Here is a 26,101-nt window from a genome sequence, read left to right on the forward strand (position 1 = left end):
TGGAGGGATATCGTGATCATAACAAGGACGCCGTTCCGCATTTCTTTTTTCGGTGGAGGCACCGATTATCCGGTCTGGTTCGAAGAGAACGGCGGAGCCGTCCTTTCCACCACCATAGACAAATACTGTTACATAACCTGCAGATATCTGCCTCAGTTTTTTCAGCACAAGCACAGGATCGTCTATTCCAAGGTCGAGAACGTAAAAAAAATATCTGAAATAAAACATCCCGCCGTCAGAGCGGTGCTCACAAAAATGAAGATGAAAGAGGGGATAGAGATCCATCATGACGGGGATCTGCCCGCCAGATCCGGGCTGGGATCGAGCTCTTCTTTTACTGTTGGGCTCATCAACGCAGTCTATGCCCTAAGAAGCAGAATGGCGACCAAATATGTCCTGGCAAAAGAAGCCATAGATATTGAGAGGCATGTTCTAAGAGAAAACGTCGGCTCCCAGGACCAGGTGGCGGCCTCTTACGGAGGGCTCAACAAGATCAGCTTTAGCAGGAACAATAAATTCTGCGTTGAGCCCGTAATACTTGATCTGGCCAAAAAAGAGGCGCTGCAGGGACACCTGATGCTTTTCTTTACCGGACTTTCAAGAATAGCCTCACGGATAGCGAAAAAACAGATAGCTTCCACCCCTTCAAAAGGAAATGAGCTGCGGCAGATGTACAGGATGGTGGATGAAGCAAAGGACATATTGACCGGGAGTTCGGACATCAGCGAATTCGGGAATCTGCTCCACAAGTCCTGGCTTCTCAAAAAATCGCTTACAGACAAAATATCCAATCCCGACCTGGACGGCATTTACTCCGACGCGCTGAAGGCGGGTGCTACAGGCGGAAAAGTCCTCGGGGCCGGCGGCGGCGGCTTTATGCTTTTCTTTGTTAAACCCGCGAAACAACACAGCGTCAGAAAGGCTCTCAAAGGACTTCTGGAAGTAAAATTCAAATTCGAGAATGCTGGAAGCCAGGTGATATTCTGCCAGGACCAGGGAATGAGATAGAAAAAGGAGGACAGTGATTTGAGCGAGAAAATGAAGGTCCCGTTCGGAACAATGTCTGTGACCGACAAGGCAAAGAACCTTCTGTCGCAGGCCATGGAATCAGGACTTTTGTCCTCAGGTAAATATGTTAGGGAATTTGAGGAAAAATACGCCGAGCTGATAGGGACGAAAGAGGCGGTGGCAGTGAGCACCGGGACGGACGCGGATACTCTTGCCCTTGCGGTCCTTTACGATTACGGCGCAAAAAGGGGAGATGAGATCATAATCCCTTCTCTTTCATTTGTTGCCACCGGCAATGCGGTCCTTCACGCGGGATTCAAGCCTGTTTTTGTTGATGTGAAACTTGATACTCTCAACATTGATCCAGACGGCATTGAAAAAGTCATAACAGAAAGAACAAGGGCGATAATGCCGGTGCATTTGATGGGCAAACCGGCCGAAATGGATAAGATAACGGCTATCGCCAAAAAGCATAAGCTTTATGTGATCGAGGACGCCGCGGAGGCCCACGGAAGCAAGTATAAGGGACATAACATAGGTTCAATAGGCGACATGGCCGCTTACAGCCTGTATGTCGCGCACATGATCTCGACTGTTGAAGGCGGAATAATAACGACCGACAACAGCGAGTTTGCCGAAATACTGAGGTCTCTTAGATCTCACGGCCGCTCCTGCAACTGCCGCTCCTGCGTGATGAATAAAGGCCAGATCACCTGCGAAAAGAGGTTCAAGAGCGGAAAAGATATCAGGTTCATTTTTGAAAGGGTCGGCTACTCGTCAAAGATGAACGAACTTGAAGCGGCTGTGGGGCTGGGGAACATAGAGGCCTGGCCAAAATACCTGGCAACAAGAAGAAAGAACCTGGAATATCTTCTTGCGAATTTCGGAAAATATTCTCCAAACCTCTTTTCTATAAAAGAGGATAAAGACGAGTTCATAGGGCCTCACGCGTTCCCTGTGATCATCGGAAAAGACGCAAAATTCACGAGAGATGAGCTTGTGGATCATCTCAGCAGGAACGGCATCGATTCGAGGAACATGTTCCTTTCTATGCCCACCCAGTGCCCCGGATTCGCATATCTGGGATATGAACTTGGCCAGTTCCCGGCCGCGGAGTATGTAGGCAACAACGGTCTGCACATAGGACTGCATCAGGACCTTGATCTGCGGCACATGGAATACTTTATAAAAGTGGTGGATGATTTTATGGCCGTGAACGGTAAATGAAAATATATAAGATATTAAGAGCTCATATACTGCTCATCACGCTGCTTGTGGCGGTAAGCATAATCGCGGCGCTGCTTGAGAGCGTGGGCATTTCCATGGTCTTTCCGATACTGCAAAGCATGACCAATATGTCCACTGCCTCGATCCCGTTCCCCTTTAATAAATTGTCAGACCTCTTTGCCGGGATGTCTTTGAGCACAAGGTTCCAGCTGGTGGCGGTGATACTGTTCGTTTCTACTTTGATAAAAGGTATCTTTACATATTTGAGCGGTATCCTGACAGGCAAACTTCAGATAGTTGTGACAAAACACGCAAGGATGGATTGCGTCAGGCAGCTGATGAGCGTAAGCATGGGATATTTTAACAACAGAAGGGCTTCGGACCTTCAGCTGATCATAGACGGATACACAAGCTCAACGGCAGGAGCGCTGGTTAACCTTATCGGCTCGGCGCTCCCCCAGCTTTTTACGGCTTCAATAATGCTGGCGCTTCTTTTTATGCTTTCGTGGCAGATGACGCTATATTCAATAATTCTTGTTTCAATTGCGTCTGTTGTATTGAACATTTATTCAAAAAGGATGAGGCTTGTTGCCCAAAATCTCATTGATGCCTCTTACGATTTTAATAAAGTGCTTTTTGACATTCTTCACGGGATGAAGATCATAAGATTGTTCAGCCGTGAAAGGTTTATGGTTGAAAAATTCGAAAATAAAGTGGATTCTTTTAACAAGGCCACATACGGAGTTGTTGACATATCCGGAAGGATAGGGCCTCTTTTTGAAGTTACGGGGATCGGGGTCCTCGCATTGATCCTGTTTTTTGGGGCGTTTTTTGTGCGCTCGCAGGGAACAGCCTGGGTCGGGATACTGCTGGCATTTCTTGTCTTTTTGACAAGGATCATCTCTCCGGTAAAGAGCCTGAACCAGACGCGAGCGGCTATCATCTCTAAATTGCCGGCGCTCCATGAACTTGAGAGCTTTCTTAATTCCGATAACAAAAATTATATTGTTAACGGCTCAAAGACCTTTGAAAGCCTAAAGGACAGCCTTGAATTCAAGAATGTTGAGTTCGGTTATGTCGCAGGAGAAGTAGTGTTGGACGGCCTTGATTTTAAAGTAAAAAAAGGATGGAAAGTGGGGATCGTGGGCCATTCCGGGTCCGGTAAATCGACGATTTCGGAACTTCTTATGCGTTTTTATGATCCCCAAAAAGGCGCTATCCTGCTGGACGGCCTGGACCTTAAGGAATATGACCTGTATTCCTGGCGCCGGCATATCGGCGTGGTCTCTCAGGATATCTTCCTGTTCCATGAAACTGTAAGAACTAACATATCTTTTGGCAAAGAGAATGCTACGGACTCTGAGATCGAACTGGCGGCAAAAAGAGCCCACGCTCATGACTTTATCCTGGGACTTCCCGACGGTTACGACACATTTATCGGGGACAGAGGTGTTTTGCTCTCTGGAGGAGAGCGGCAAAGAATAGCGATCGCGCGCGCGATCCTGGCCGAGCCGGAGGTCCTGATATTTGACGAGGCTACCTCATCGCTGGACACCAGGTCAGAACAGATAGTGCAGCAGGCGCTGGATGAGATAGGCAAGGGGAAAACAGTCATAACTATAGCGCACCGGCTTTCAACCATTGTAGATTCGGACATGATAATTGTGGTCGGAGAAGGCAAGATCAAAGGCATGGGGACCCATCCGGATTTGATGCAAAATAATCCTGTCTATAGAAAACTGGTCGAAATGCAGAAATTGGATCCCAAAAACAAATGCTTAGCATAATAAACTTTTGGAATTGTTTGATCGCGGTATCTCTGATATCCGCCATCCAGTGCGTTATATTCTTGTTTCTTACAAAAGGAATAACATACTTTGGCAAAGATACGGACAACTCAAAACAGGTGGCTTCGGCAGCCCAGTCGCCTAAATGGAGATGGCCCTCCGATATGCATAAGTATTCAGGAGGAAAATCCCGCATGAAAGACATTGTGGTGATCCTGCTCGCTTTTATGCAGAGATTGACTTTTGACAAAAAGAGCGATTATCCTCTGGTTGCGCTTTGCGCCGCGACAAATTCCATATCCTCGGTCCTGCTGTTTTTAATTGCCTGCAAATATTTTGGCCTGCCGATCGCACTGGTTGTATATCTGTTCTTTATATTTAGTGCCTGGCCTTGGCAGAACGCTCTGATGGGCTTTCATATTTCAACCGCCCAGATGTTCTTTCTGCTAACAGTCCTTTGTATCCAGATGCCGTGGTACCTGGCATCGGGCGCGGTCTTTGGCCTGATGCAATTTTCTTCGGCCTCATCCAGAAAGTTCAACGTTTTTGTTGTTGCGGCCATTGCTTACAGCCAGGTGCGGTTTTTTGCTTTTCCCGTAATGAACGGCTTATCGGGATTGGCGTCGTGGATATTCCTTGCGGCAGCGTTAATATGTTTAACTGCAAACGCGTTCATTAAAACAAAAGGAAGATTCTTTAAGATCATGTCTTTATTGATAAAGTCCACGGCTTATTCTTCATTGTATTGCGCGGTGTACATTTTATGTTTCGGGTTAAGAGCACTTATTTCTTCTCATGTACCGTTTGTTTTGGGGTTTGCCTGTGCTGTTTTACTTTTGTTGCTACCGAATGTCAAGAAAAACCTGGCAAGTTTCTTTGAATACTGGGACCTGGCCAGCAGCCTTGGCCATTTTAGATTGTACAGGACATATTTTGCAAAGACGGGAAAACCGATTAGCGATGATATGAGAGGCGCCGGCTGGATATGGGTCTATAGATATTACGGCAGGATCTCTTTGTTCACGTTCGGATCAAGCTTTTTAGGAGTGCTTGCGGTCATGTTCAAAGCTTTTAACGGGGGCAATGCTTTGTACGGTCTTGGGGAGCTGCTTTTAATCGTGCTCCTTAGTGCTTCTCCTGTGATCTGGGGAGAAGTTACCCGCGGCCCGCAGATAGGCCGGTCCTATTATCCGGGGTTTTACGGGCAATTGCTTGTGATCGCCTATTCTCTGGCAAAGATCGGAGTGTCTTTTGGGCATCCCCGGATCGTTGTGCCGCTTATACTTGTGCTGACCGTTCATGCTGTCTGGAATTACAGCATATTCTTTGGCGACTTATATCCGTCCAGGATGGCGGCGGCATGGCTGGCAAAAAAAATAAAGGCTCTAAATGTTAAACAGATCTACACATATGATACTCCGTACAATGATTCGCTTTTGGGAGTTGTTAAGCCTGAAGACCTGAAAGAAGTAAAGATAAATTATATTAAGAGCATTGATGAAGTCCTTAGCGGGCCTGGTGAAGAGGACAGCGCCGTTGTTGTTCCGGGGACGAGTTCCAAGTCCCTTGTCATGGAATCTCACGAAGAAGCTTTCACGGACAGGGATTTTCGTTCGGACCCTGCGCTCAACAAGCTCATCGATTCGCGCAGGATCAGGGATGCTGCTCTGGCCTGTTTTAAGACCTTTGGGACCAGCAAGAACTGGATTAATGAAAGCGAAGTTCCCAGCTACCGATATTTGATCCTTAAAGAGATCAGCGATGAGGACAGATGGAGAGGGCATGCATGGATATTGTCTGTCGCTAAATTGAGAAAGGTCGCGTGCTAGATTGTTAACTATCCTAATATCTACAATGAACAGATCGGCATTCCTGATAAGGCTGCTGAAATACTTTAATGATACGGGATGCCGCTATCCTGTTGTTGTGGGCGATTCAAGCAATACCGAAGAGTTTGAAAAAACCAGGACAGCGATAGAGAAAGATTTGTCCGGACTTGATGTTGTGCAAATTGCCTGCCCCGGAATGACTAACGGAGCATGTCTTAGAAAGATATCCGGAAATGTCAGGACTAAATATGTAGCTTTTATCGCGGACGATGATTATTTGATACACAGCAACTTTGCCGAATGCGTTGATTTTCTGGAAAAGAATCCCGACTACAGCTGCGCCCACGGTCTTGGCGTCATCCTGTGGCTGAAAAAAGACGGGGTTTACGGAGAAATAAAGGCCGCTATAAGCTACAAGATGCCCGTCATAGAGGACGGCACAGCTGTTGAGCGCTACCTGCATCTGAACAGGAGCTTTAATACCGGGATATTTTCTGTCCACAGAACGGATGTCTGGGAAAAGATGTGGGAAGAGTCTGAAAAGGTCGTGGACCGGAGCCTTGGCGAGGAAGTCTTAGCATGTTCGATAGCCGCGATAAGAGGCAAGGTGAAACAGATCGATAAATTGTACCTCGTGCGCCAGGACCATGAAAGCCGGTATCTTTTGTCCGGACCTTATGAATGGATAACCAGTAAGATATGGCATTCTTCATGGGGAAATTATATTGATATTATTTCCAGATCTATAGCGCAGACCGACGGCCTGGATATTGAAAAGGCGGTGCAAACCGCCAATTTGGGGTTTAAAGTATATTTGCAGCAGATCATGGGGGCAAGCAATGTGCGCTCAACCCTTCCGAATGAATATTTAGATGTGTTTACAAGAAGGATCTGCAATCTTTTTCACAGAATAATGCCTCTGCGAAGCATCTCGTTAAGATCGCTTATGGATAAAAGGTCCCCGTATCATAAGGATTTTCTGCCCGTGTTAAGATCGTTAACGGGATCAGCCGAGACCCGTAAAGAAAGCGAATAAAGGGGGATTAATGATGGGCGATTTTAATTTCTTTGTTTCGACAAATCTCAAATACGGAGCGGGCCAGAGCGAAAAAATAGCGGAACACATAAAGGATCTTGGATGCCAAAAAGTCGCGGTTATTATTGATAAGGGAGTTGTTAACAATACACAGATCAAAAAAGCGCTTGATGCTTTGAAAATGTCAGGGCGCGCGCCAGTTGATATCTATGTAAATGAATCCGTTGAGCCGACATACGATTATCTTGAGGAATTCAGGAAGCAATTCTTGGGCAAAGGATATGACTGCATGCTGGGGATCGGGGGCGGAAGCGCGTTGGACCTTACAAAAGGCATAGCTACACTGGTGACCAATGAGGGGACGGCACTCTCTTTTAGAGGCTTTCCAAAACTTAAGAACAGGCCTTTGCCTGTGATAGCTATCCCCACAACGGCAGGCACCGGCAGCGAGGTTACCTATAACGCCGTATTTACCGACTCAAAAGAAAAGAAAAAACTGGGGATAAATTCAACCCTCAATTTTCCGGTCTTGGCGATAATCGACCCCCTTATATATGTAGGCACTCCGGAAAAGGTGGCCGTGTCATCGGGGTGCGATGCGCTTGTACATACCCTGGAAAGCTATGTCCACAAAAATCATACTCCTGTCTCAAGGATGTTCTCAAAAGAAGCTTTCAGGCTCTTGTTCAATAATTTAAGAGTTATGCTTGAAAAGCCGCAGGACCTTGATGTCTGGGGAGGACTTGCTTTGGGGGCGTATCTTGCGGGGATAGCGCTAATAAACGCCGGCTCCGGCCCTTCGGGGGCTTTTTCATATCCGCTTGGCGCTGTTTATAAAGTTCCGCACGGATATGCCGGAGCGGTCTTTATAGCGTCCATAACGCGGACAAATGTTGAGAAAGGCTATCTTGATTATGCCGATCTCTACGACCTGATAGAGGGCTCTGATAAAAAACTTCCGGTCAAAGAAAAGAACCGGAAATTTTCTGAAGAGATACAAAAATTAATGGATAAATTAAAGGTCCCCAGAAACCTAAGGGATTTTGGGCTAAAAGAAGAGGACATTGAATTTATGGTGTCGCAGCATGATGTGCTCAAGGGAGCTATCGCCCAGAACCCGATAGAGATAACAAAAGAAGACACAAAAAAGATATTCAGCGGATTATTTAGATAGGAAAGGAGAAAAGCATGCCGGGATTTGAACTGATAGGTGAAGAGGAGAGAAAGGCTGTAAACGAGATATTTGATAACGGAGGCGTCTTGTACCGTTACGGGTTGAACGATAAAAGAAAGAACATATTCAGAGTGGATATGTTTGAGCAGCAGATAGCTGAAAAGCTGGGGGCAAAATATTGTTTATGTATCAATACAGGGACTGCCGCGGTCAAGCTTGGTCTTGTGGCTCTTGGCGTAAAAGCCGGGGACGAGGTGATAACCCAGAGTTTTACGTTTATCGCAACGGCAGAAGCGATACTTGAACTGGGAGCAAAACCAGTTATATGCGAAATAGACAGATCCCTGAATATGGACCCGTTGGACCTTGAAAAGAAGATAACAAAAAGGACAAAAGCGATAATACCCGTGCATATGGCAGGGGTCGCGGCAAAAATGGACGAGATACTTAAGATCGCCAAAAAACACGGTATCCCGGTCCTTGAGGACAGCTGTCAGGCGATGGGTGGGATGTATAAAGGAAAATATCTTGGGACTATCGCAGACGCGGGGACATACAGTCTTGATATCGGAAAGGTTATTACAGCGGGGGAAGGCGGACTCCTTGTCACAAACAGCCAGACGGTCTATCAAAAAGCGAAGGAATATTCTGATCACGGTCACGAGAACAATCCCTCTCTGCCCAGAGGCGAGGACACGCGCACAACCTGGGGATTTAATTATAAGATAACTGAATTTGCAGGGGCGGTAGGCATGGCCCAGCTGAAAAAACTTGACTTTATCCTCTCTAAGCAAAGGGAGAACAAGAAAAAGCTCAAGGACGGGATAAAAAGCATACAAAAGATCGAGTTCAGGGAGCTGCCGGATGAAAAAGGCGATGCAGGGGACACGTTAATATTTTTTGTCGAATCAAGGGAAAAAGCATCCGCCTTTGCAAAAACGCTTGTCTCAAAAGGCTTTGGCACAAAAAATCTTCCTGACGCGATCAACTGGCATTATGCCGGGACCTGGACTCAAATATTCCATGACTTCCCGGAATATAAAGGCAAGGACCTTGAAAAGGTCTGGGCGCAGTCAACAGGATATCTTAGACGCGCGATCGCGCTTCCGATAATGGTGAACATGACAGATGACAGGATAGAAGCAATCATAACCGCCGTAAAAAACACTGCCAAAGAGGTGCTGTAGGTGGAAAAATATAAATTCCTTGCAATAATCCCTGCCAGGGGCGGCAGCAAGGGCATTCCGAAAAAGAACATAAAGATGATCGCGGGCAAGCCGCTTATCGCCTGGACCATCGAAGCCGCAAAGTCATCAAAACTGCTTGACGCATTTGTTGTGTCTACCGAGGATCCTGAAATAAAGAAGGTAGCTCAACAATTTGGAGCAGCAGTCATAGACAGGCCCTCGGAGCTTGCAACAGATGAATCAACCACCATCTCGGCGCTTCAACATGTGCTTACAAAAGTCGACGCGGAGAATATCGTGTTGCTTCAGCCAACTTCTCCTGTTAAGGACAAAGACCTTATCGACAGCTGTATAAAAAGGTTCATAGAAACAGGAGCGGACAATCTTGCAACGGGTTTTATCTGCAAATTCATGGAATACGGGTCCTACAGCCAGAGGAGACAGGAGTTGAAAGGCTTCTTTTATGATGACGGCAACGTTTATGTAATAAAAGCGGACCTTGTTAAAAAGGGGACGCTTCACGGGAAAAAAGAGGAAAGATTTGAGATATCAAAAGAACAGAACTTTGAGATAGACGATGAATTTGATTTTTGGCTGAACGAGAAGATCCTGCAAAAAAGAACGGGGGCTTAATAACATTGGCAGAAGAAAAAAAATATCACAAATATGTCTTTGACGCGGTTGCACGCAAGTTTGTGGGCAAATTTGAAGAGATGTACAGCAATGAGGACAAAGAAAGCTTTGACAGCTGGTCACAGGAAGATATGTTGCATATAACCAAAGTGATCTCACTTGCGGTCCTGGGAAGATATAACTTTGATCTGATCTTTGATATAGGCTGCGGGAAAGGTGCTTTTACCCACATGCTAAAAAAAGCTAACAATGCCGTGATAGGTGCCGATATGTCAAAAACAGCCATAGCCAAGGCACAAGCAAAATATAAGGACATAGACTTCAGGGTAATGACGGCGGACCAGTGCCTGGATTCAATTGACGGGAAAGCAGGCCATGTGGTGATGATGGAAATATTGTCATATATTGAAGACTGGAAGGCGGTAATCAAAAAGGCGGCAAAGAGATCGAAATATATCTACATCTCGCTCTATATCCCTCCTGATCCTATAGGTTTTGTTAAGAGCTTTGATGAACTTACGGATGAATTGAAGAAATATTTCCGCATAGAAACCGAACTGATACTGAACAAAGAATGCATATATGTCATGGGGGAAGCGCTCTAATGAAAAAAGGCTCTGTGTTCATCATTGCCGAAGCAGGCGTCAATCATAACGGCAGTCTGCGCCTGGCAAAAAAACTTGTTGATGCGGCCAAAAAGGCCGGTGCGGATGCCGTAAAATTCCAGACCTACCGCACGGAGGATCTTGTGACCAGGCGGGCGCCAAAAGCCGCCTACCAGAATAAGACTGTTCCGGGAAAATCGCAATATGACATGCTTAAGTCTCTTGAACTTTCAGTCCAGGAATTTAAAGCGCTTTCTTCTTACTGCCGGAAAAAGAAGATCTTGTTTCTTTCAACCCCGTTCGATATCAGGAGCGCGGATCTTTTGCGGAGCCTTGGCATGAAGATGTTCAAGGTAAGTTCCGGAGATCTTACCAATATCCCGATGCTTAAGCATATCGCAAAATATAAGCGGCCGATAATCCTTTCTACCGGAATGGCGACCATAAATGAGGTAAAAGAAGCCGTAAAAGCGGTCTATTCCGCGGGCAACCGCAAGATCGTCCTCTTGCACTGTACTTCAAATTACCCGGCAAGATATGAGGATGTAAACCTTAGAGCGATGGATACCATGGCAAAGGAGTTGGGACTTCCGGTAGGTTATTCCGATCATACGCAGGGTCTGGAGATCTCTATCGCGGCGGCGGCAAGAGGGGCAAGCGTGATAGAAAAACATTTCACCCTTTCAAGGAAAATGAAGGGGCCGGACCATATGTCATCCATTGAACCAGATGAACTGTCAAAGCTGGTCAGTGCAATTAAGAAGGTTGAGCTTTCGATGGGGGACGGGGTAAAGGCCCCAAGAAATTCCGAAAAGGCCGCTTTAAGGGTAGGAAGAAAAAGCCTGGTGGCGTCAGTTGACATCCCAAAAGGATCAAGACTAACAAGGCAAATGATAGCCGTAAAAAGGCCGGGGACGGGCATGTCTCCATCCAATATCGGAAAAATTATCGGCAGGACGGCAAAGAAAGATATCGGAAAAGATAAACTGATAATGGAAGGAGACATAAAACGATGAAAGTATTGGTCATAGCGGCCCATCCGGACGATGAAGTGATCGGTTGCGGCGGAGCCATCGCAAAGCATGTTGAGTCAGGAGATATTGTGGACCTTTTGATCCTGACGCAAATATATTCCCCTGAATGGAACATCGGGGAAACGGAGGGCAGAAAGAACGAGGCCCTTGCCTCCGCCAAGGTCTTGGGAATAAATGAGGTGTATTTTGGAGGGCTGCCGACCGTAAAGATCAATACAGTCCCTACAATAACTTTGACAAAGACGATAGGAGATGCCGTTAAAAAATGCGGTCCTAATGTGATCTATGTCCCTCCCAAAGGGGATGTGAACGCGGACCACGACCTTATTCACAAGGCAAGCCTTGTGGCGTGCCGGCCTTTCCTGCAGACAGGATTAAGGCAGGTCCTGGCTTATGAGATCTTTTATACTACATACCTGAACCATGATGCGCAGGGGTTCCGTCCCAATGTATTCATTGATATCTCGGACACATTTGCAAAAAAGATATCGGCGATGAAATGCTACAAGCTTGAGCTGAGAGAATATCCGCATCCAAGATCGCAGGAAGGGATCGAGATCTCAAGCAGGGAAAGAGGCCTGTTCATAGGTACAAAGTACGCCGAAGCTTTTTCTCTGGTATTTGAAAGGCATTAATATGACCAAAGGAAGTGTTCTTGTAGTAGGCGCCGGGGTAATGGGGACAGGGATCGCCTCTGTCTTTAACGATGCCGGCTATTCTTTGATCCTTTGCGATGTAAAAAGCAAAATAGGCGGGGCGCCTGCCTTTGGCAAAGGGATGGAAAAGATAGCGATAGAAGAAATTGAACAATTAAGGGGAAGGGATATAACTCTTGTTATTGAGGCTGTCAACGAGGATATCAACCTTAAAAAGGCTATTTTGAAGGAATTGAGCGCTGTCATTGACCCCAAAGCCGTATTTGTCTCAAACACATCGTCATTAAGCATAAAAGAACTTGCGGAGGCCTCCGGCAGAAAAGAACGGTTTGCCGGCATGCACTTTTTTAACCCCGCCAAAGACATGAAGCTTGTAGAGCTTGGGAAGACCGGCTATCTGGATGAAGCAGTGCTGGCGTTCCTTAAGGATATATGCGCATCTATTAACAAGACCTTTGTCGTTGTCAGTGACGATCCCGGGTTTATCGTTAACAGAGTCTTGTTCTCTATGCTTAACGAAGCCTTTGACCTTGCATATAACAAGACGGCTGATATCGAGAGCATTGATAAAGCGATAAAGCTCGGACTTTCTCATCCGATGGGGCCGTTCAAGCTTGCAGACTTTATCGGGCTTGATATCTGCTATTCGATACTATCTTCTCTTGAAAAAAGCACGCAAGATCCCAGGTTCAAGCCCTCGCAGATATTGGCGGAGAAGTTTGCAAAAGGCGAGTTTGGCAGAAAAACAGGAAGAGGATTTTATGAATATTAAAAAAGCGGTCAGAAAGATAGCGGGGTTCCTTCCATCTCAATTAAGCGTCATGGCTTACAGGATGATCGGCGCAAAGATCGGCAGGAACGTTAAGTTGGGACGGGGCTGCGATATTGCGGCCTTAAGCATTGAGATAGGGGATGATGCGGTCATCGGGGAGTCAAGCAGGATAAAATGCCTCAGATTAAAGATTGGAAGGAACACTCTTATCGGCAGGGATGCCGACATGAGGGTTGCAGGAGACCTGTCAATCGGTTCAAATTCGGTGTTCAAAGACGGGATGAAGGCTTATTGCAGAGAGCTGATCATAGGTGACCATATGTATTCATGCGACGCGGTCGACTACGGCTACAGCAGTTCGTCGCATGAGTCCAGGATCAGAATAGGTGACCATTGTTTTGTGGGGTCGCGCACGGTGATCAATGCCGAAAGAGAGGTCACCATCGGAAATGATGTGGGCATCGGCTCGGAGGTGATGATATGGACCCACGGAAGCTGGCTGCCGGTGCTAAAAGGATTCCCGGCAAACTTTGCCGGTGTCAAGATCGGAAGCAGGGCCTGGATCCCTTCACGGGTCGTGATACTTCCGGGTGTTGAAATAGGTGATGATGTCGTTATCAGCATCAATTCCGTTGTAAATAAAAAGATACCTTCCGGATCTTTGGCTGCCGGCAATCCCGCGCAGATCGTAAAGGAGTCTTTCTTTCCCAGAGAATACAACGCTGACAGGAAGACAGCCGTTATAAAAGCGGTCTTAGAGGATTATTCAGTGCTGCTTTCTGATAAAGGGCTGACCGCGGATGCCGGCCTGCTGCACCCCGGCGCAATATGGAGCAGGTCTTTTGAAAAGAACAAATATACTTTGATCGTGACCATGGGGCAAGCGGCAAGCGCGGCGGGCAGCACTACCGTATATGACATTGACAGCATGACTATGTCGGGCTCCAGCAATAAATATTCCGAGGACCTCAGGGACTATTTAAGAAAAAGGGGCATCAAGTTCTTTACCGATAAAAGGTTTGTTTCGATAATGCCTTTGGACTTTAAGAAACTGGAGCAGATCTGATGAGAAAGATATGCGTGGTCACCGGAAGCAGATCGGAATACGGACTTTTGAAGCCGGTGATAGAAAAGATATCAAAAGAAAAGAATTTGAGGCTGCAGCTGGCCGTGTGCGGGATGCATTTTTCAAGGAAGCACGGCCTTACATACAGGATCGTTGAAAAGGATTTTCCAAAGCATGTCGTCAGAGCGCCGTTTGTCATGAAGGGGGATTCCGGTTTTGATATGTCCATGGCGGTGGGAGAGGGGATAAAACAATTTTCCGGACTTTTTAAAAGGATCAAACCTGATATCCTGCTGGTTTTGGGGGACAGGATGGAAATTTTGTCAGCGGCAACGGCAGCATTATATATGAACATCCCCATTGCCCATATGCACGGAGGAGACAGGGGCTTTGGGTGCGTGGATAATCAGGTCAGGGATGCTGTGACAAAGATGTCAAGCCTTCATTTTGCCGCTACCAAAAAGAGCGCAAAAAGGATAATAAAAATGGGGGAAGAGCCTGAAAGAGTGTTTGTGACGGGAGCTCCCGGACTGGATGCGATAAAACATTCAAAACTTCTTTCCAAACCGGAGCTCTTTAATAAGTACGGGCTGGACGCTCATCAGCCTCTGCTGATCGCTTTACAGCATCCTGTAACGACGGAGACCGGATCGGCAAGAGGACAAATGAAGGAGACAATGGATGCTTTGACTACGGTCGGGCTGCAGACGATCGTACTTTATCCCAACAACGATGCAGGCGGAAGGCAGATGATAGATGTCATAAATTCATACAAGGGAAAAGAGATATTTAAGATATTTACAAATGTTGAGAGAACGGACTACCTTAGCATGTTAAAACATGCAAATGCGCTGGTGGGAAATTCCAGCTCAGGGATCATAGAGACCCCTCTGTTCGGCATCCCTGTGGTCAATATCGGATCAAGACAAAAAGGAAGAGAAAGGAGCACAAATATTATAGATGCCGGGAGCAGAAAAGCCCTTATTGTTAGAGCCATAGCAAAAGCGCTCCGCGACAGGGCGTTTATTTCTTTGGCAAAAAAATGCAAAAACCCATACGGGGACGGGCGCGCGGCGCAGCGCGCGGTAAAAATATTAAAAGATATCAAGCTTGACAAAAAACTTTTACAGAAAGAGATCGATCGATGATACAGGAGAAAAAAATGAAAGCGGTTGTATTCGGCTCCGGGGGGCACGGAAAAGTGGTCCTTGATATCCTGCTTGAATCGGGAGTTGATGTCAAAGGTTTTATTGACGATGATGTATCAAAACACGGTGCTGTCATAAACGGCAAAAAGATCCTTGGAGGATGGGACTATCTTATGAATAACAAGGGTGTGAAAATAGCTCTTGGGATCGGCAATAATAAGATAAGGGCGTCTGTGTTTGAAAAAGCAAAAGAACTTGGGATCGAAGTCGTTAACGCCATACATCCCAAAGCAGTGGTCTCAAGGTCGGTAAAGCTGGCCCGGGGGATCGTAATAATGCCGGGAGTTGTGGTGAGCACGGATACCGCGATAGAGGACGGGGTCTGCGTCAATACATGCGCTTCCGTTGACCATGACTGCCGTCTTAAACAGTTCTGCCATATCTGGCCGGGCGCAAATCTTGCCGGTGCCGTGGAGGTGGGAGAATATTCTTATGTTGGAACAGGTGCATCGGTGATACAGAATCTCAAGATCGGAAATAATGCGATGATAGGTTCCGGAGCGGCAGTGATAAGCAATATTCCTGACAGAGCAACCGCGGTAGGGGTTCCGGCAAAAGTGATCAAGGAGGCAAAATAATGGCGGATAAGCCGGTCAAGAACGTGACAGCCTCGCTGGAGGCGTCAATAAAAGATGTGATGAGAGTGATAGACCATTCCGGTCTGCGCGTTGCCTACATAATAGATGAAGGCGGAAAGCTTGCCGGAGCGGTAAGCGACAGCGAGATCAGAAAAGCGGTTCTTAAAGGACACGACATAAAAAAACCGGTAAGGGACATAATCAATACCGATCCGGTGGTGCTGACCCACGATGAAGCAAAAAGCGAGTACAGCTCTATGAAAAAAATAAGAAAACTTATCAAGAGGATGCCTGACAGCAGGTTCATTCTTGCCCTTGATAATAACGGAAAGCCTTCAAAGCTGCTTCCTGCTGCCGCTCCTCTGGCAAAGGATTCTAAAGTCAGGGACGCAAATAACGGAAAACATGTGCTGGTGGTGGGCGGCGCGGGATATCTTGGCTCTGTTCTGGTAAGGCAATTGCTGAAGCGCGGTTTCAAAGTCAGGGTCCTGGATATCCTGATGTACGGAGAGGCGCCGTTAAAGGAACTGGAGAAAGACAAAAACTTTGAACTTGTTGCGGGCGATATGAGAAATATCTCAACGCTTGTCATGTGTCTTGACGGAATAGACTCTGTCGTTAATCTTGCCGCGATAGTGGGAGACCCCGCATGCAAGGATAAGCCCGAAGCCGCAATAGAGACTAATTTTCTTGCCAACAAGGCTCTTGCGGAAGCCTGCAAATACAATCAGATAAACAGATTTATCTATGCCTCAACATGCAGCGTGTACGGAAGCATGGAAGGCGACAAATTGCTTACTGAAGAGTCGCCTCTTAATCCCGTCTCTCTCTATGCCAGGTCCAAGATACAGTCCGAAGAAGGGATACTGGCAATGGAAGACGAGAACTTTGCTCCCGTAATACTTAGGATGAGCACTCTTTACGGGTATTCGCCCAGGATGCGTTTTGACCTGGTTGTGAATACGATGACCAAGACAGCCGTAGCCGAAAAGAAGATCTTTGTTCACGGGGGGGGCACGCAGTGGAGGCCTCTGCTGCATGTGGCAGACGCGGCAGCTGCTTATGTTAAATGTCTGGACGCTCCGTTAAAGAAGATAAAGGGGCAGATCTTTAATGTGGGGTCGGAAAAACTTAATATCCAGATACGGGATATAGCAAAAGCGGTTAAGACCCAGGTCCCGCAGGCCGATGTGATAATGGAAGGGGACACGACCGATCCAAGAAATTATTTCGTTTCTTTTTCAAAGCTGAATAAAAAGCTCAGGTTCTCTATAGCTCAAAAGCTGGATACATCAATAGAAAGGATGAAAGATGCGCTGACAAGCGGCGAAATAAAAAATGCGAACGATCCCAAATACTACAATGTGGAGTATAACCAATGAAGAATTCTAAGCTGCCGGCATTTTTAGGTGGAGAGCCGTTCTTTAAGGAGCCCGTGCCCATAACGCTGCCTACGCTTCCGGACCCCAAAGATCTGTTTGAAAGATATTCAAAGATCATAAGCAGCAGGATGCTGACCAACGCGTCCACCGTTCGGGAATTTGAGGCGATGTCGGCCGAATACCTTGGTGTCAAATATGCCGTTGCCCTGAACAGCTGCACCAGCGGCCTAATGCTTTCGATGAAGATATTCGGCCTTAAGGGCGAAGTGATCCTGCCCAGCTTTACATTTCACGCAACTGCTCACTCTGTAGTGTGGAACGGCTTAAAACCCGTGTTTGTTGATTGTGACGCGGAAACATATAATATCGATCCCGCGCAGGTGGAAAAAGCGATAACTCCTCAAACATCGGCTATCCTGGGAGTGCATCTTTTTGGAAACCCCGCAAATGTTGAAGAGCTTGAAAGGATCGCTAAAAAACATAAGTTGAGATTGATGTTCGATGCAGCCCATGCTTTCGGATCAAAGAGGAACGGAAAGAATACAGGCGGTTTTGGAGATGTGGAATCGTTCAGCCTTAGCCCCACAAAGCTTTTGACAGCTGGGGAAGGCGGGATGGCTACCACCAACAACAAGGAGCTTGCCGATGCTTTGAGGGTCGCCAGGAACTACGGGGACAGCGGTGATTATGATTGTGCCTTTGCCGGGTTCAACGCAAGAATGAGCGAGGTCAACGCTTTGATGGGTATAGAGACGCTGAAGATGATCGAAAAGAATGTTGTAAGAAGAAATGAGATTGTAAAGCTCTATAAGGATAGACTATCCCGTATGCAGGGAATAAGCTTTCAGTCCATCGATCCAAAGGACAGGAGCACATTCAAAGACTTTTCCATCTATATTGACGAGAAAGTATTCGGCATGACTCGGGATGAGCTCTATGACGCTCTCCTTAAAGAAAATATCATCGTTAAGAAATATTTTTATCCTCCGGTCCACGCCCAGAAAGCCTACAAGAACATAAAGCAGGCAAATAAACTGGACAATACTGTAAGGATAACGGACAGGGTGTTCAGCCTGCCGCTTTATTCGCATATTGAAGAGGATACCGTCAGAGATATTTGTTGCGTACTGCAGAACATATATGATCATAAGAACGGCAAAAAGTAAGGGGTAAAGCAGATGGATCGTTTTGCATTTTTGATCCAGACGCCTTTTAGCGAGCGCGACTACAAAAGGTTCGGCGTTGACCTTCTTTTGAAGCGCGGGATCAAGGTCGATATTTTAGACCTTACAAAGGCGATAAACCCGGGATATTGCGCCTCATATCAGGTGAATGGAGCTTCTGACTATAAAGGCGTCCACAAGATCGGCTCCGCACAGGACCTGGACCGTTATGTCCAAGCTCATCCCGGAACAATGTATATTGATTTTATAGGCGGCAGGGCAAAGACATATTTTGTCTACCAAATATTCAAAAAATTCAGGTCTGTATATGCGGTCTTTGCGGCAAATCCATTGCCGGGGTTTGCAGGCAAGCATAAGAAAAGACCGTCAGCCATATTAGGCAAACTGCCCGGCATTCTTAAGGTGCAAAAATACAAGGAAAAAGCGTTTTACTACCTGTTTTTGATCGCTGACAGGCTTGGCCTTGTTCAAAAACCGGCCTATATTCTGGCTGGAGGCCTTAGCCCGGTCAATTGTGTGCCGTCAAAGAACAGGAACACAAAGACTATCTATGCGCACACACTTGACTATGATATCTACCTGGACCAAATAAAAAAGGGTCCTGCGGAAAAAAGCCGTGATTATGCCGTGTTTTTGGACGAATTTTTTCCTCTTCATCCGGACTTTTTAGTGCAGGGAGATGAAAACAACCCTTACAAGCAGGACGCGGCAGGGTATTTTTCACAGATGAGGGATATATTCGGCAAAATAGAGAACGAATTAAAAGTGCCTGTGGTGATCGCCGCGCATCCGAGAGCAAAATACGATGGCGCAAAATACGGATATGGAGATAGAACGATAGTGGAAGGCCGGACCTGTGAACTTGCGGCAGGCGCAAAATATGTGCTTCTGCATTCAAGCACTTCGATCAACTTTCCTGTTCTTTTTAAAAAGCCGATGGTCTTTATCATGGCTCCGGGGATCAAAGGCAGTTATTATGAGTCCCAAATATCGGGGATGGCCGGTATGTTCGGCGTGATCCCCTATACGGGAGAGCCTGGGCTGGGTTTGGAGGAGACGATGGCGAGACCTGCCGGATCATTTGGCGTGTACAAGGAAAGTTATATAAAAACGGAGGGATCGGAGGAAAAATATTTTTGGGAAATAATTGCGGATAAAATACTCGGGGAAATAAAGGAGAATAACTGATGAGCGAATTAAAAGGCAAGGCGGTTCTGATAACGGGAGGTACGGGTTCTTTTGGGAAGAAGTTTTGCAAGATCGTTCTTGACGAGATCAAACCGGCAAAACTGATAGTCTACAGCAGGGACGAGCTGAAACAATTTGAGATGCAGCAGCAATTCTCCGAATACAAGAATATAAGATATTTTATAGGCGATGTAAGGGACAAAGAAAGGCTGTTAAGGGCGCTTAACGGCGTTGATTATATTGTGCATGCCGCCGCGTTAAAACAAGTCCCGGCTATGGAATACAATCCGTCGGAAGCAATAAAGACCAATATTCAGGGGGCTATGAACGTGATAGATGCTGCTTTGGACAGGGGCATTAAAAAGGTCATTGCTCTAAGCACCGATAAAGCCTGCAATCCCATAAACCTGTACGGAGCGACCAAATTATGCTCGGACAAGCTGTTTGTTGCCGCAAATTCATATTCGGGAAATCACGGCGCAAGGTTTGCAGTTGTGCGGTACGGAAATGTTGTTGGCAGCCGGGGCAGTGTTGTACCGTTCTTTCAAAAAATGAAAGAAAGCGGTGTTCTGCCGATAACCGATCCGCAGATGACCAGGTTCTGGATAACGCTTGAACAGGGCGTCAGATTTGTGATAAAGGCCTTTGAAAGGATGCACGGAGGAGAGCTGTTTGTTCCAAAGATCCCCAGCATGAACATAATGGACCTGGCAAAAGCTATTGCTCCTGAGTGCAAGACAAAGGTTGTCGGCATCAGACCGGGAGAAAAGATGCATGAGGTCATGATATCGGAGGACGATGCCAGAAATACAAAGGAACTTGAAGATTGTTATGTGATACAGCCGGCATTTAACTGGTGGGACGATGAAAATCATTCTGACGGGACTCCGGTGCCGGAAGGCTTTAAATATTCGAGCGGGGACAACAAACAATGGCTTGAAGTTGATGAGCTTAGAAAGATAATAAAAAACATATGAAAAAGATCCCTTATGCCACGCAATATATAGATGACGGCGATGTTCTGGCGGTCTCAAGGGCGCTGAAAAATGATTTTCTTACTCAGGGGCCGCTGGTAGGCGAGTTTGAGAAAAAGATCGCCAAATACTGCGGGGCAAAATATGCCGTTGCCGTAAACAGCGGGACATCCGCTTTGCATATTGCCTGCCTGGCCGCGGGGCTAAAAAAGGGTGTCGAAGGCATAACCACTCCGATAACCTTTGCCGCCTCCGCCAACTGCATGCTTTACTGCGGGGCAAAACCTGTTTTTGCGGACGTGGACCCGGATACGATATGCATTGATCCTGTTGAGATCGAAAATAAGATAACCAAGAAGACCAGAGTAATCATTCCGGTGCATTTTGCCGGGCATCCGTGCGACATGAAAAAGATAAACGCGATAGCAAAGAAACACAAATTGACGGTGATAGAAGATGCCTGTCACGCGCTGGGCTCAAAATATTACGGGGAAAAGATAGGCTCCTGCAGGTACAGCGACATGTCCGTTCTTAGTTTTCATGCCGTAAAACACATCACCACGGGAGAAGGCGGGGCTGTTCTGACGAACAATGAAAAACTATACAGAAAACTTGTTTCACTACGGACTCACGGGATAGTCAGGGATGAGGCGCAAGCGGCCAGGATAGGGGCCTGGTATTACGAGATGAGAGACCTTGGGTACAATTACAGAATAACGGATTTTCAATGCGCGCTGGGGATAAGCCAGGCAAAAAAACTTCCTGCATTCATAAAGAAAAGAAAAGAAATAGTAAATACATATAATAAAGCTTTTTCAAAGATCCCGGGCATATCGGCTCTCAAGAAACAGCCATGGGCGGATCCTTCCTATCATATTTATGTGATTAGGAACGACAGCGCAAAGACCGGCGTCACAAGAAGGGCTCTGTTTGATATGTTAAGAAAAAACAACATCCTGGTCAATGTTCATTATCTGCCCGTTTACATGCACCCTTATTATCAGAAATCGGGATATAAGAATACATCCTGTAAGCATGCCGAGAATTATTATGGTGAGGCAATAACACTCCCGCTTTTTCCGAAGATGAAAAAACGGGACACAGACAAAGTAATAAAGGTTTTGATATCAGCTGTAAAAGGCAACAAAAAGGCATGAGAGGATTCCGGTATGCAAATAAATAGCTTGATCAGATCGGTGAAACAATTGATCTTTAAGGACCCTTTTTCTTCTGCGGATTGGCAGTCTTGTTCAATTACCCAGAAGAGCAAAGAATATATGGAATGGATAAATTCCGACCTTCTGCGCATATCAAAGGAATATATTGAGAAGAACAGTTTGAAAAAGACGGGTTTTGCCGGAAAGATGAACACGCTGTTCCATACAGACGGGTTTGAACAGCTCGTTGGAAGAAGGGCAACCGAGTATTTTCTGGAAATGTTCAGGATGTTTGATCAAAAATGCAGCAGTGAAACGGCCCCAATTAAAGAGATCACTCTTGAAGACAGCCCTATCAACAGGACGGCTTTTGGGGAATACACGTCCAGGTTCGGGAGATGTCCCAATATCAGATGGGTAAGGAAAAGTAATCTGTTTATAAGATTATTGGGGGTCCTTATCTGCTTTATGTCGATAGTAAAGAACTCGGTTAAGCCGGGTATTGCTCTTTATCAAAAGAAAAGAAAATTTAAGGTGCTGCGGGAATCATTGTGGGGATTAAAAACCAGCGGAGGAAAATATTTTCACGACGATTTCCTGGTTGACGGGAACATGATAAAAAGAGATGATATGCTCTTTTTCTCAAGGGGAGTATCGGGTAAATGCGACTCAAGATCGATGGCAAGGCAGGACGCATTAAACTCTCAATATAGCAGTTTTTATCTTCCATCTCTGCGGTTAAGCGCAGCAGACTTTGCGGCAAGGATACTGCCAAAATATCTCATCTCAAATATCCTTATCCTGCTGGGTGAAATAACGTCTAACAACTTTACCTTTATATTAAATACCAGTGTCTTTTTTACGGGGATCGCTATTCCGTATGAAAAGATCTTTTCTAATTATGAGGTCATTTCAGAATTGGGCCACGACTATTTTTCTGCCAACCATATCCCTGAATCCATCGTCTGCAAGGACCACGGAGTTAAATATTATTTGATGCACTGGTCGGATAACTCAATAAACATAGACACATATCTGCTCTCGGATCTTGTTTGCGATAACTTTTTAATGTGGGGAAAGGCCCATCTGATAGGTGTTGAAGGCGAAAACGCTAACCCTTATTTTGCCGGTTATGTTTTTAAGAAGTTTATCCATGATATCAAAAACTGTAAAAATGATGTAATAGCGCAAATGGGGATAAAGCAGAAGGGGAAAATAATCACATTCATAGATGAAGCCTTTGGCGGTGAGATAAAAATGACGCAGGACAACTTTGTGAGCTTTTGGGAAACTATTCTCAAGACCGCCCAAGATCAAAGGCAAAATACGATAATTATTAAGCCGAAAGGTAAATACCTGTTTGTAAATCTTACAGGGCACTATAGAGAAAGATATGAAGTGTTAAAAGTGCAGATGAGCGGCATGGATAATGTTTATATAATAGATGAGACCAAGTGGTCCTTTATCGAGGCGATAGGGATCTCGGATATCGTGATAACGCAGGGGATGACAAGTTCCGCGACGATAGCGATAATATGCGGTATAGAGGGGCTGTATTTTGACCAGGCGTCATATAATCATCCTTTCAGCAAAAAATATAAGGATGCTGTGGCATTTGACGACAGTGAAAAACTGATCAAGAAGATATCTTTGATCGTTAACGGACAGGATTCGGTCTTTGATGTTATTCCTGAAAAGGAGATCAGAGGATTTGACGAATTTGCGGACGACAGGGGGATAGACCTGATCAGACACCTGTTGGCCACCGGCAGGCAAAACCGATGAAAAATAAAATAAATATTATTGACTGCGGCCTTGGCAATATCAGCTCCGTAAAGAACGCTTTTGAAGAACTGAAGTGTGATGTCAAGATCCTGACGCGGGCAGACCAGGCCGGGGATGATTGCCGGTATTTGATCCTGCCGGGAGTGGGTGCGTTCGGGGACGGCATGAGGCTCCTTAAAGAGACGGGTTTTGACAAAAAGATCAAAGACCTTGTATTGTCCGGGACCAAACTATTGGGGATCTGCCTGGGCATGCAGCTGCTGTTTGACAAAGGTTATGAGTTTGGAGAAAACGAAGGGCTGCATCTGATAAGCGGAGAAGTTAAGAGGATGATGAGCGATAACTTTGGGCTAAGGCTTCCTCATATCGGATGGAATGACACGACTATCGTAAGGCCTGATGACACCTTTATGAAAGACATCAAAGACAGGTCATGCTTTTACTATGTGAACAGCTATGCCTGCTTTCCGAAGAATGAAAAGAATGTACTTGGCTATTATGAATACGGCGGTAAATACGCGGGCATTGTCAGGAGCGGAAATGTGATGGGAGTGCAGTTTCACCCGGAAAAGAGCCAGCAGACCGGTCTAAAGCTTTTAGAGAACTATATTAAGGCATAAAATATGTTAAAGACAAGGCTGATCCCTATATTATTATTGAAGAACGGGTTTTTAGTGAGAAGCTATAAGTTTACCCGGCACCAGTCAATAGGCAATCCTTTGATACAGACGGCCAGGTACAATAACTGGTCCATTGATGAATTGATATTTATTGACATCACAAGGGATGATGTCTACGATCTTAAGAGGGATGACCAGAAATTAGAGGGTGTTTCTAGTATTATTGAGGTGTTGCAGGTCATAAGCAAATCCTGTTTTATGCCTTTGACGTTCGGGGGCAAGATAAGGACGATCGATGACATGAAGATAAGATTTGAGAACGGCGCGGACAAGATAACGGTCAATTCGGTGTGCTTTGAAAATCCGGAAATAATAAAGCAGGCGGCCCAAAGGTTTGGAAGCCAGGCCATAGTGGTAAGCATTGATGCAAAGAAAAATCCGGACGGCACATATGAGGTATACAGCCATAACGGAAAAAAACCTACCGGCTGGGCCCCGGATAAATGGGCAAAATTTGTTGAAGAGAGCGGCGCGGGAGAGATACTTTTAAACAGCATAGACAGGGACGGCACAGGGTCGGGCTATGAGATAGAGATGGTAAAGCAGGTCGTAAAGGCCACAAATCTTCCGGTCATCGCGCTGGGAGGAGTGGGGGAATACGAGCATTTTGTTGAGGGCGTGGTTGAGGGCGGGGCTTCGGCTGTTGCCGCGGCAAACATCTTTAATTTTAGGGAGTTGAGCGACAGGAACGCAAGAAGGGTTATGATAGAAGCGGGGATCAATGTGAGGGAGCTGAACGATTATTTAGGAAAGGAGTCAGTAGAATGAACCAGGCCCAAAAGAAAAGGTATGAGGCGGGAAAAATATTCTGGTGCACGTCGTGCGTGGTGCCGTCAAACTACGCGCAGGGGATCGAGTTTGATGAGACGGGGGAGTGTTCCGGTTGTACGGTGGGAAGAGAGCATTATCATGAAATAGACTGGATCCAGAGGCAGAAGAAGTTCAAAAAGATAATAGAGCCCTATGTGAACAAGGGAAATCAATACGACTGCATTATCCCGGTAAGCGGGGGCAAGGACAGCTATTACCAGGCTCATATCATAACAAAAGAGCTGGGGCTTAAACCTTTGCTGGTCACTTTTCACGGGGACAACTATCTTCCCGAAGCGCAGGGCAATCTGGACAGGATGAAGCATCTTTTTAACTGCGACCACCTCATATTCCACGTTGGCAGGCCCGCGTTAAAAAAACTTCACAGAGTGGGCTTTGAAAAGACCGGGGACATGACATGGTATATGCACTCCGGCATATTTTCATTCCCGGTCCAGATAGCCGTAAAGTTCAACATCCCCCTGCTTTTTTGGGGCGAGCCTCCCGGCGTCTACAGGAACGGGATGTATTCATACAATGACTTTATTGAGATGACAAGAAAATTCAGGACGGAGCATGCGCAAAGGGGATATGAATGGTTTGATCTTGTAAAAGACAACAAAGAAGGATTGACTGAGATGGATATGCTTTGGTCGAAATATCCTGAGGATAAGGACCTTGACAGGGTTGGGGTCAGAGGAATGTATCTTGGCAACTATTATTTGTGGGAACAGCATGAGCTCACAAAGTTCGTGGTTGACAATTACGGCTGGGAACCCAAAAGGTCGCCGTATCAGAGAACGTACAGGATCTTCGGAGGAATAGACGACATGCATGAGATCGGCATACATGACTGGTTAAAATTCATGAAATTCGGTTACGGAAGATGCACCGATGATGCGAGCCTTGACTGCAGAAGCGGCGTCTTGACCAGAGAAAAAGCCATTGAACTTGTAAAGGTCCATGATCCGGCATATCCTTCGGAAGACCTCCCGAGATGGTTGGATTTGACGGGATATACAAAAAAGGAATTTGATGAGATCTGCGACAGGTGGAGGAACAAAAAAGTGTGGAGAAAAGACAAGAATGACCAGTGGGAATGCGACCATATCTGGGACAATCCCAATAATGAGCTCTAAAA

General features: G+C 46.1%; 24 protein-coding genes. All 24 read left to right on the forward strand.

Annotated features, from left to right (window positions below; genetic code table 11):
- Positions 1-12: 12 nt before the first annotated feature.
- The 24 genes from WC490_01180 to WC490_01295 are packed head-to-tail and all read left to right on the forward strand — an operon-like array spanning position 13 to position 26,099.
- Positions 13-1,008 (forward strand): kinase, encoded by a 996-nt coding sequence (locus WC490_01180; GenBank protein MFA5097222.1) that lies wholly within the window; start codon positions 13-15, stop codon positions 1,006-1,008.
- Between the two features lie 18 nt (positions 1,009-1,026).
- Positions 1,027-2,235, forward strand: coding sequence for a DegT/DnrJ/EryC1/StrS family aminotransferase (locus WC490_01185; GenBank protein ID MFA5097223.1), 1,209 nt, complete (start codon positions 1,027-1,029; stop codon positions 2,233-2,235).
- Positions 2,232-4,022: an ABC transporter ATP-binding protein gene (locus tag WC490_01190; protein ID MFA5097224.1), complete on the forward strand. Its 1,791-nt coding sequence runs from the start codon at positions 2,232-2,234 to the stop codon at positions 4,020-4,022. The genes WC490_01185 and WC490_01190 overlap by 4 nt, the downstream gene beginning before the upstream one ends.
- Positions 4,010-5,851, forward strand: a complete 1,842-nt coding sequence (locus tag WC490_01195) for a hypothetical protein (GenBank protein MFA5097225.1) — start codon at positions 4,010-4,012, stop codon at positions 5,849-5,851. The genes WC490_01190 and WC490_01195 overlap by 13 nt, the downstream gene beginning before the upstream one ends.
- 1 nt (position 5,852) lies before the next feature.
- Complete coding sequence (locus tag WC490_01200; protein MFA5097226.1) at positions 5,853-6,887, forward strand: TIGR00180 family glycosyltransferase; 1,035 nt, start codon at positions 5,853-5,855, stop codon at positions 6,885-6,887.
- Positions 6,888-6,897: 10 nt separating this feature from the next.
- Positions 6,898-8,061 (forward strand): iron-containing alcohol dehydrogenase, encoded by a 1,164-nt coding sequence (locus WC490_01205; protein ID MFA5097227.1) that lies wholly within the window; start codon positions 6,898-6,900, stop codon positions 8,059-8,061.
- 14 nt (positions 8,062-8,075) lie between these two features.
- The gene (locus tag WC490_01210; protein MFA5097228.1) at positions 8,076-9,248 is read left to right on the forward strand and encodes a DegT/DnrJ/EryC1/StrS family aminotransferase; all 1,173 of its coding nucleotides are present in this window, start codon (positions 8,076-8,078) and stop codon (positions 9,246-9,248) included.
- Entirely contained in the window at positions 9,249-9,881 is a 633-nt protein-coding gene (locus tag WC490_01215; protein MFA5097229.1) for an acylneuraminate cytidylyltransferase family protein, read from the forward strand.
- A gap of 5 nt (positions 9,882-9,886) precedes the next feature.
- Entirely contained in the window at positions 9,887-10,486 is a 600-nt protein-coding gene (locus WC490_01220) for a class I SAM-dependent methyltransferase (GenBank protein ID MFA5097230.1), read from the forward strand.
- On the forward strand, positions 10,486-11,502 hold the full coding sequence (gene neuB / locus WC490_01225) for an N-acetylneuraminate synthase (protein MFA5097231.1): 1,017 nt from the start codon (positions 10,486-10,488) through the stop codon (positions 11,500-11,502). The genes WC490_01220 and neuB overlap by 1 nt, the downstream gene beginning before the upstream one ends.
- Positions 11,499-12,155 (forward strand): PIG-L deacetylase family protein, encoded by a 657-nt coding sequence (locus WC490_01230; GenBank protein ID MFA5097232.1) that lies wholly within the window; start codon positions 11,499-11,501, stop codon positions 12,153-12,155. Before neuB ends, WC490_01230 begins: the two co-directional genes overlap by 4 nt.
- A gap of 1 nt (position 12,156) precedes the next feature.
- On the forward strand, positions 12,157-12,948 hold the full coding sequence (locus WC490_01235; protein MFA5097233.1) for a 3-hydroxyacyl-CoA dehydrogenase family protein: 792 nt from the start codon (positions 12,157-12,159) through the stop codon (positions 12,946-12,948).
- Positions 12,938-14,014 (forward strand): DapH/DapD/GlmU-related protein, encoded by a 1,077-nt coding sequence (locus tag WC490_01240; GenBank protein ID MFA5097234.1) that lies wholly within the window; start codon positions 12,938-12,940, stop codon positions 14,012-14,014. Before WC490_01235 ends, WC490_01240 begins: the two co-directional genes overlap by 11 nt.
- Positions 14,014-15,162 carry a UDP-N-acetylglucosamine 2-epimerase gene (gene neuC, locus WC490_01245; GenBank protein ID MFA5097235.1) on the forward strand — a complete coding sequence of 383 codons (1,149 nt, stop codon included), beginning with the start codon at positions 14,014-14,016 and terminating at the stop codon, positions 15,160-15,162. The genes WC490_01240 and neuC overlap by 1 nt, the downstream gene beginning before the upstream one ends.
- Before the next feature lie 14 nt (positions 15,163-15,176).
- A complete protein-coding gene (locus WC490_01250; protein MFA5097236.1) occupies positions 15,177-15,800 on the forward strand; it encodes an acetyltransferase in 624 nt (207 codons plus the stop codon).
- Positions 15,800-17,182 (forward strand): NAD-dependent epimerase/dehydratase family protein, encoded by a 1,383-nt coding sequence (locus tag WC490_01255; protein ID MFA5097237.1) that lies wholly within the window; start codon positions 15,800-15,802, stop codon positions 17,180-17,182. Before WC490_01250 ends, WC490_01255 begins: the two co-directional genes overlap by 1 nt.
- A complete protein-coding gene (locus WC490_01260; GenBank protein MFA5097238.1) occupies positions 17,179-18,348 on the forward strand; it encodes a DegT/DnrJ/EryC1/StrS family aminotransferase in 1,170 nt (389 codons plus the stop codon). The genes WC490_01255 and WC490_01260 overlap by 4 nt, the downstream gene beginning before the upstream one ends.
- A gap of 12 nt (positions 18,349-18,360) precedes the next feature.
- On the forward strand, positions 18,361-19,554 hold the full coding sequence (locus WC490_01265; protein ID MFA5097239.1) for a hypothetical protein: 1,194 nt from the start codon (positions 18,361-18,363) through the stop codon (positions 19,552-19,554).
- On the forward strand, positions 19,554-20,531 hold the full coding sequence (pseB, locus tag WC490_01270) for a UDP-N-acetylglucosamine 4,6-dehydratase (inverting) (GenBank protein ID MFA5097240.1): 978 nt from the start codon (positions 19,554-19,556) through the stop codon (positions 20,529-20,531). The genes WC490_01265 and pseB overlap by 1 nt, the downstream gene beginning before the upstream one ends.
- Positions 20,528-21,685: a UDP-4-amino-4,6-dideoxy-N-acetyl-beta-L-altrosamine transaminase gene (gene pseC / locus WC490_01275; protein ID MFA5097241.1), complete on the forward strand. Its 1,158-nt coding sequence runs from the start codon at positions 20,528-20,530 to the stop codon at positions 21,683-21,685. The genes pseB and pseC overlap by 4 nt, the downstream gene beginning before the upstream one ends.
- Positions 21,686-21,697: 12 nt before the next feature.
- Positions 21,698-23,470, forward strand: coding sequence for a hypothetical protein (locus tag WC490_01280; GenBank protein MFA5097242.1), 1,773 nt, complete (start codon positions 21,698-21,700; stop codon positions 23,468-23,470).
- A complete protein-coding gene (hisH, locus tag WC490_01285; protein ID MFA5097243.1) occupies positions 23,467-24,090 on the forward strand; it encodes an imidazole glycerol phosphate synthase subunit HisH in 624 nt (207 codons plus the stop codon). The genes WC490_01280 and hisH overlap by 4 nt, the downstream gene beginning before the upstream one ends.
- 3 nt (positions 24,091-24,093) lie before the next feature.
- Positions 24,094-24,918 carry an imidazole glycerol phosphate synthase cyclase subunit gene (locus WC490_01290; GenBank protein ID MFA5097244.1) on the forward strand — a complete coding sequence of 275 codons (825 nt, stop codon included), beginning with the start codon at positions 24,094-24,096 and terminating at the stop codon, positions 24,916-24,918.
- Positions 24,915-26,099 carry an N-acetyl sugar amidotransferase gene (locus WC490_01295; GenBank protein MFA5097245.1) on the forward strand — a complete coding sequence of 395 codons (1,185 nt, stop codon included), beginning with the start codon at positions 24,915-24,917 and terminating at the stop codon, positions 26,097-26,099. Before WC490_01290 ends, WC490_01295 begins: the two co-directional genes overlap by 4 nt.
- Positions 26,100-26,101 lie beyond the last annotated feature (2 nt).

The sequence above is a fragment of the Candidatus Margulisiibacteriota bacterium genome (genome assembly GCA_041650635.1).
In the GTDB taxonomy this organism is placed as follows: Bacteria; Margulisbacteria; WOR-1; order JAKLHX01; family JBAZKV01; genus JBAZKV01.

Coding starts and splice junctions, on each gene's coding strand:
- WC490_01190 (MFA5097224.1), top strand. CDS start 2,232: ATGAAAATATATAAGATATTAAGAGCTCATATACTGCTCATCACGCTG.
- WC490_01195 (MFA5097225.1), top strand. CDS start 4,010: ATGCTTAGCATAATAAACTTTTGGAATTGTTTGATCGCGGTATCTCTG.
- WC490_01205 (MFA5097227.1), top strand. CDS start 6,898: ATGATGGGCGATTTTAATTTCTTTGTTTCGACAAATCTCAAATACGGA.
- WC490_01210 (MFA5097228.1), top strand. CDS start 8,076: ATGCCGGGATTTGAACTGATAGGTGAAGAGGAGAGAAAGGCTGTAAAC.
- neuB (MFA5097231.1), top strand. CDS start 10,486: ATGAAAAAAGGCTCTGTGTTCATCATTGCCGAAGCAGGCGTCAATCAT.
- WC490_01230 (MFA5097232.1), top strand. CDS start 11,499: ATGAAAGTATTGGTCATAGCGGCCCATCCGGACGATGAAGTGATCGGT.
- WC490_01235 (MFA5097233.1), top strand. CDS start 12,157: ATGACCAAAGGAAGTGTTCTTGTAGTAGGCGCCGGGGTAATGGGGACA.
- WC490_01240 (MFA5097234.1), top strand. CDS start 12,938: ATGAATATTAAAAAAGCGGTCAGAAAGATAGCGGGGTTCCTTCCATCT.
- neuC (MFA5097235.1), top strand. CDS start 14,014: ATGAGAAAGATATGCGTGGTCACCGGAAGCAGATCGGAATACGGACTT.
- WC490_01250 (MFA5097236.1), top strand. CDS start 15,177: ATGAAAGCGGTTGTATTCGGCTCCGGGGGGCACGGAAAAGTGGTCCTT.
- WC490_01255 (MFA5097237.1), top strand. CDS start 15,800: ATGGCGGATAAGCCGGTCAAGAACGTGACAGCCTCGCTGGAGGCGTCA.
- WC490_01260 (MFA5097238.1), top strand. CDS start 17,179: ATGAAGAATTCTAAGCTGCCGGCATTTTTAGGTGGAGAGCCGTTCTTT.
- WC490_01265 (MFA5097239.1), top strand. CDS start 18,361: ATGGATCGTTTTGCATTTTTGATCCAGACGCCTTTTAGCGAGCGCGAC.
- pseB (MFA5097240.1), top strand. CDS start 19,554: ATGAGCGAATTAAAAGGCAAGGCGGTTCTGATAACGGGAGGTACGGGT.
- pseC (MFA5097241.1), top strand. CDS start 20,528: ATGAAAAAGATCCCTTATGCCACGCAATATATAGATGACGGCGATGTT.
- WC490_01280 (MFA5097242.1), top strand. CDS start 21,698: ATGCAAATAAATAGCTTGATCAGATCGGTGAAACAATTGATCTTTAAG.
- hisH (MFA5097243.1), top strand. CDS start 23,467: ATGAAAAATAAAATAAATATTATTGACTGCGGCCTTGGCAATATCAGC.
- WC490_01290 (MFA5097244.1), top strand. CDS start 24,094: ATGTTAAAGACAAGGCTGATCCCTATATTATTATTGAAGAACGGGTTT.
- WC490_01295 (MFA5097245.1), top strand. CDS start 24,915: ATGAACCAGGCCCAAAAGAAAAGGTATGAGGCGGGAAAAATATTCTGG.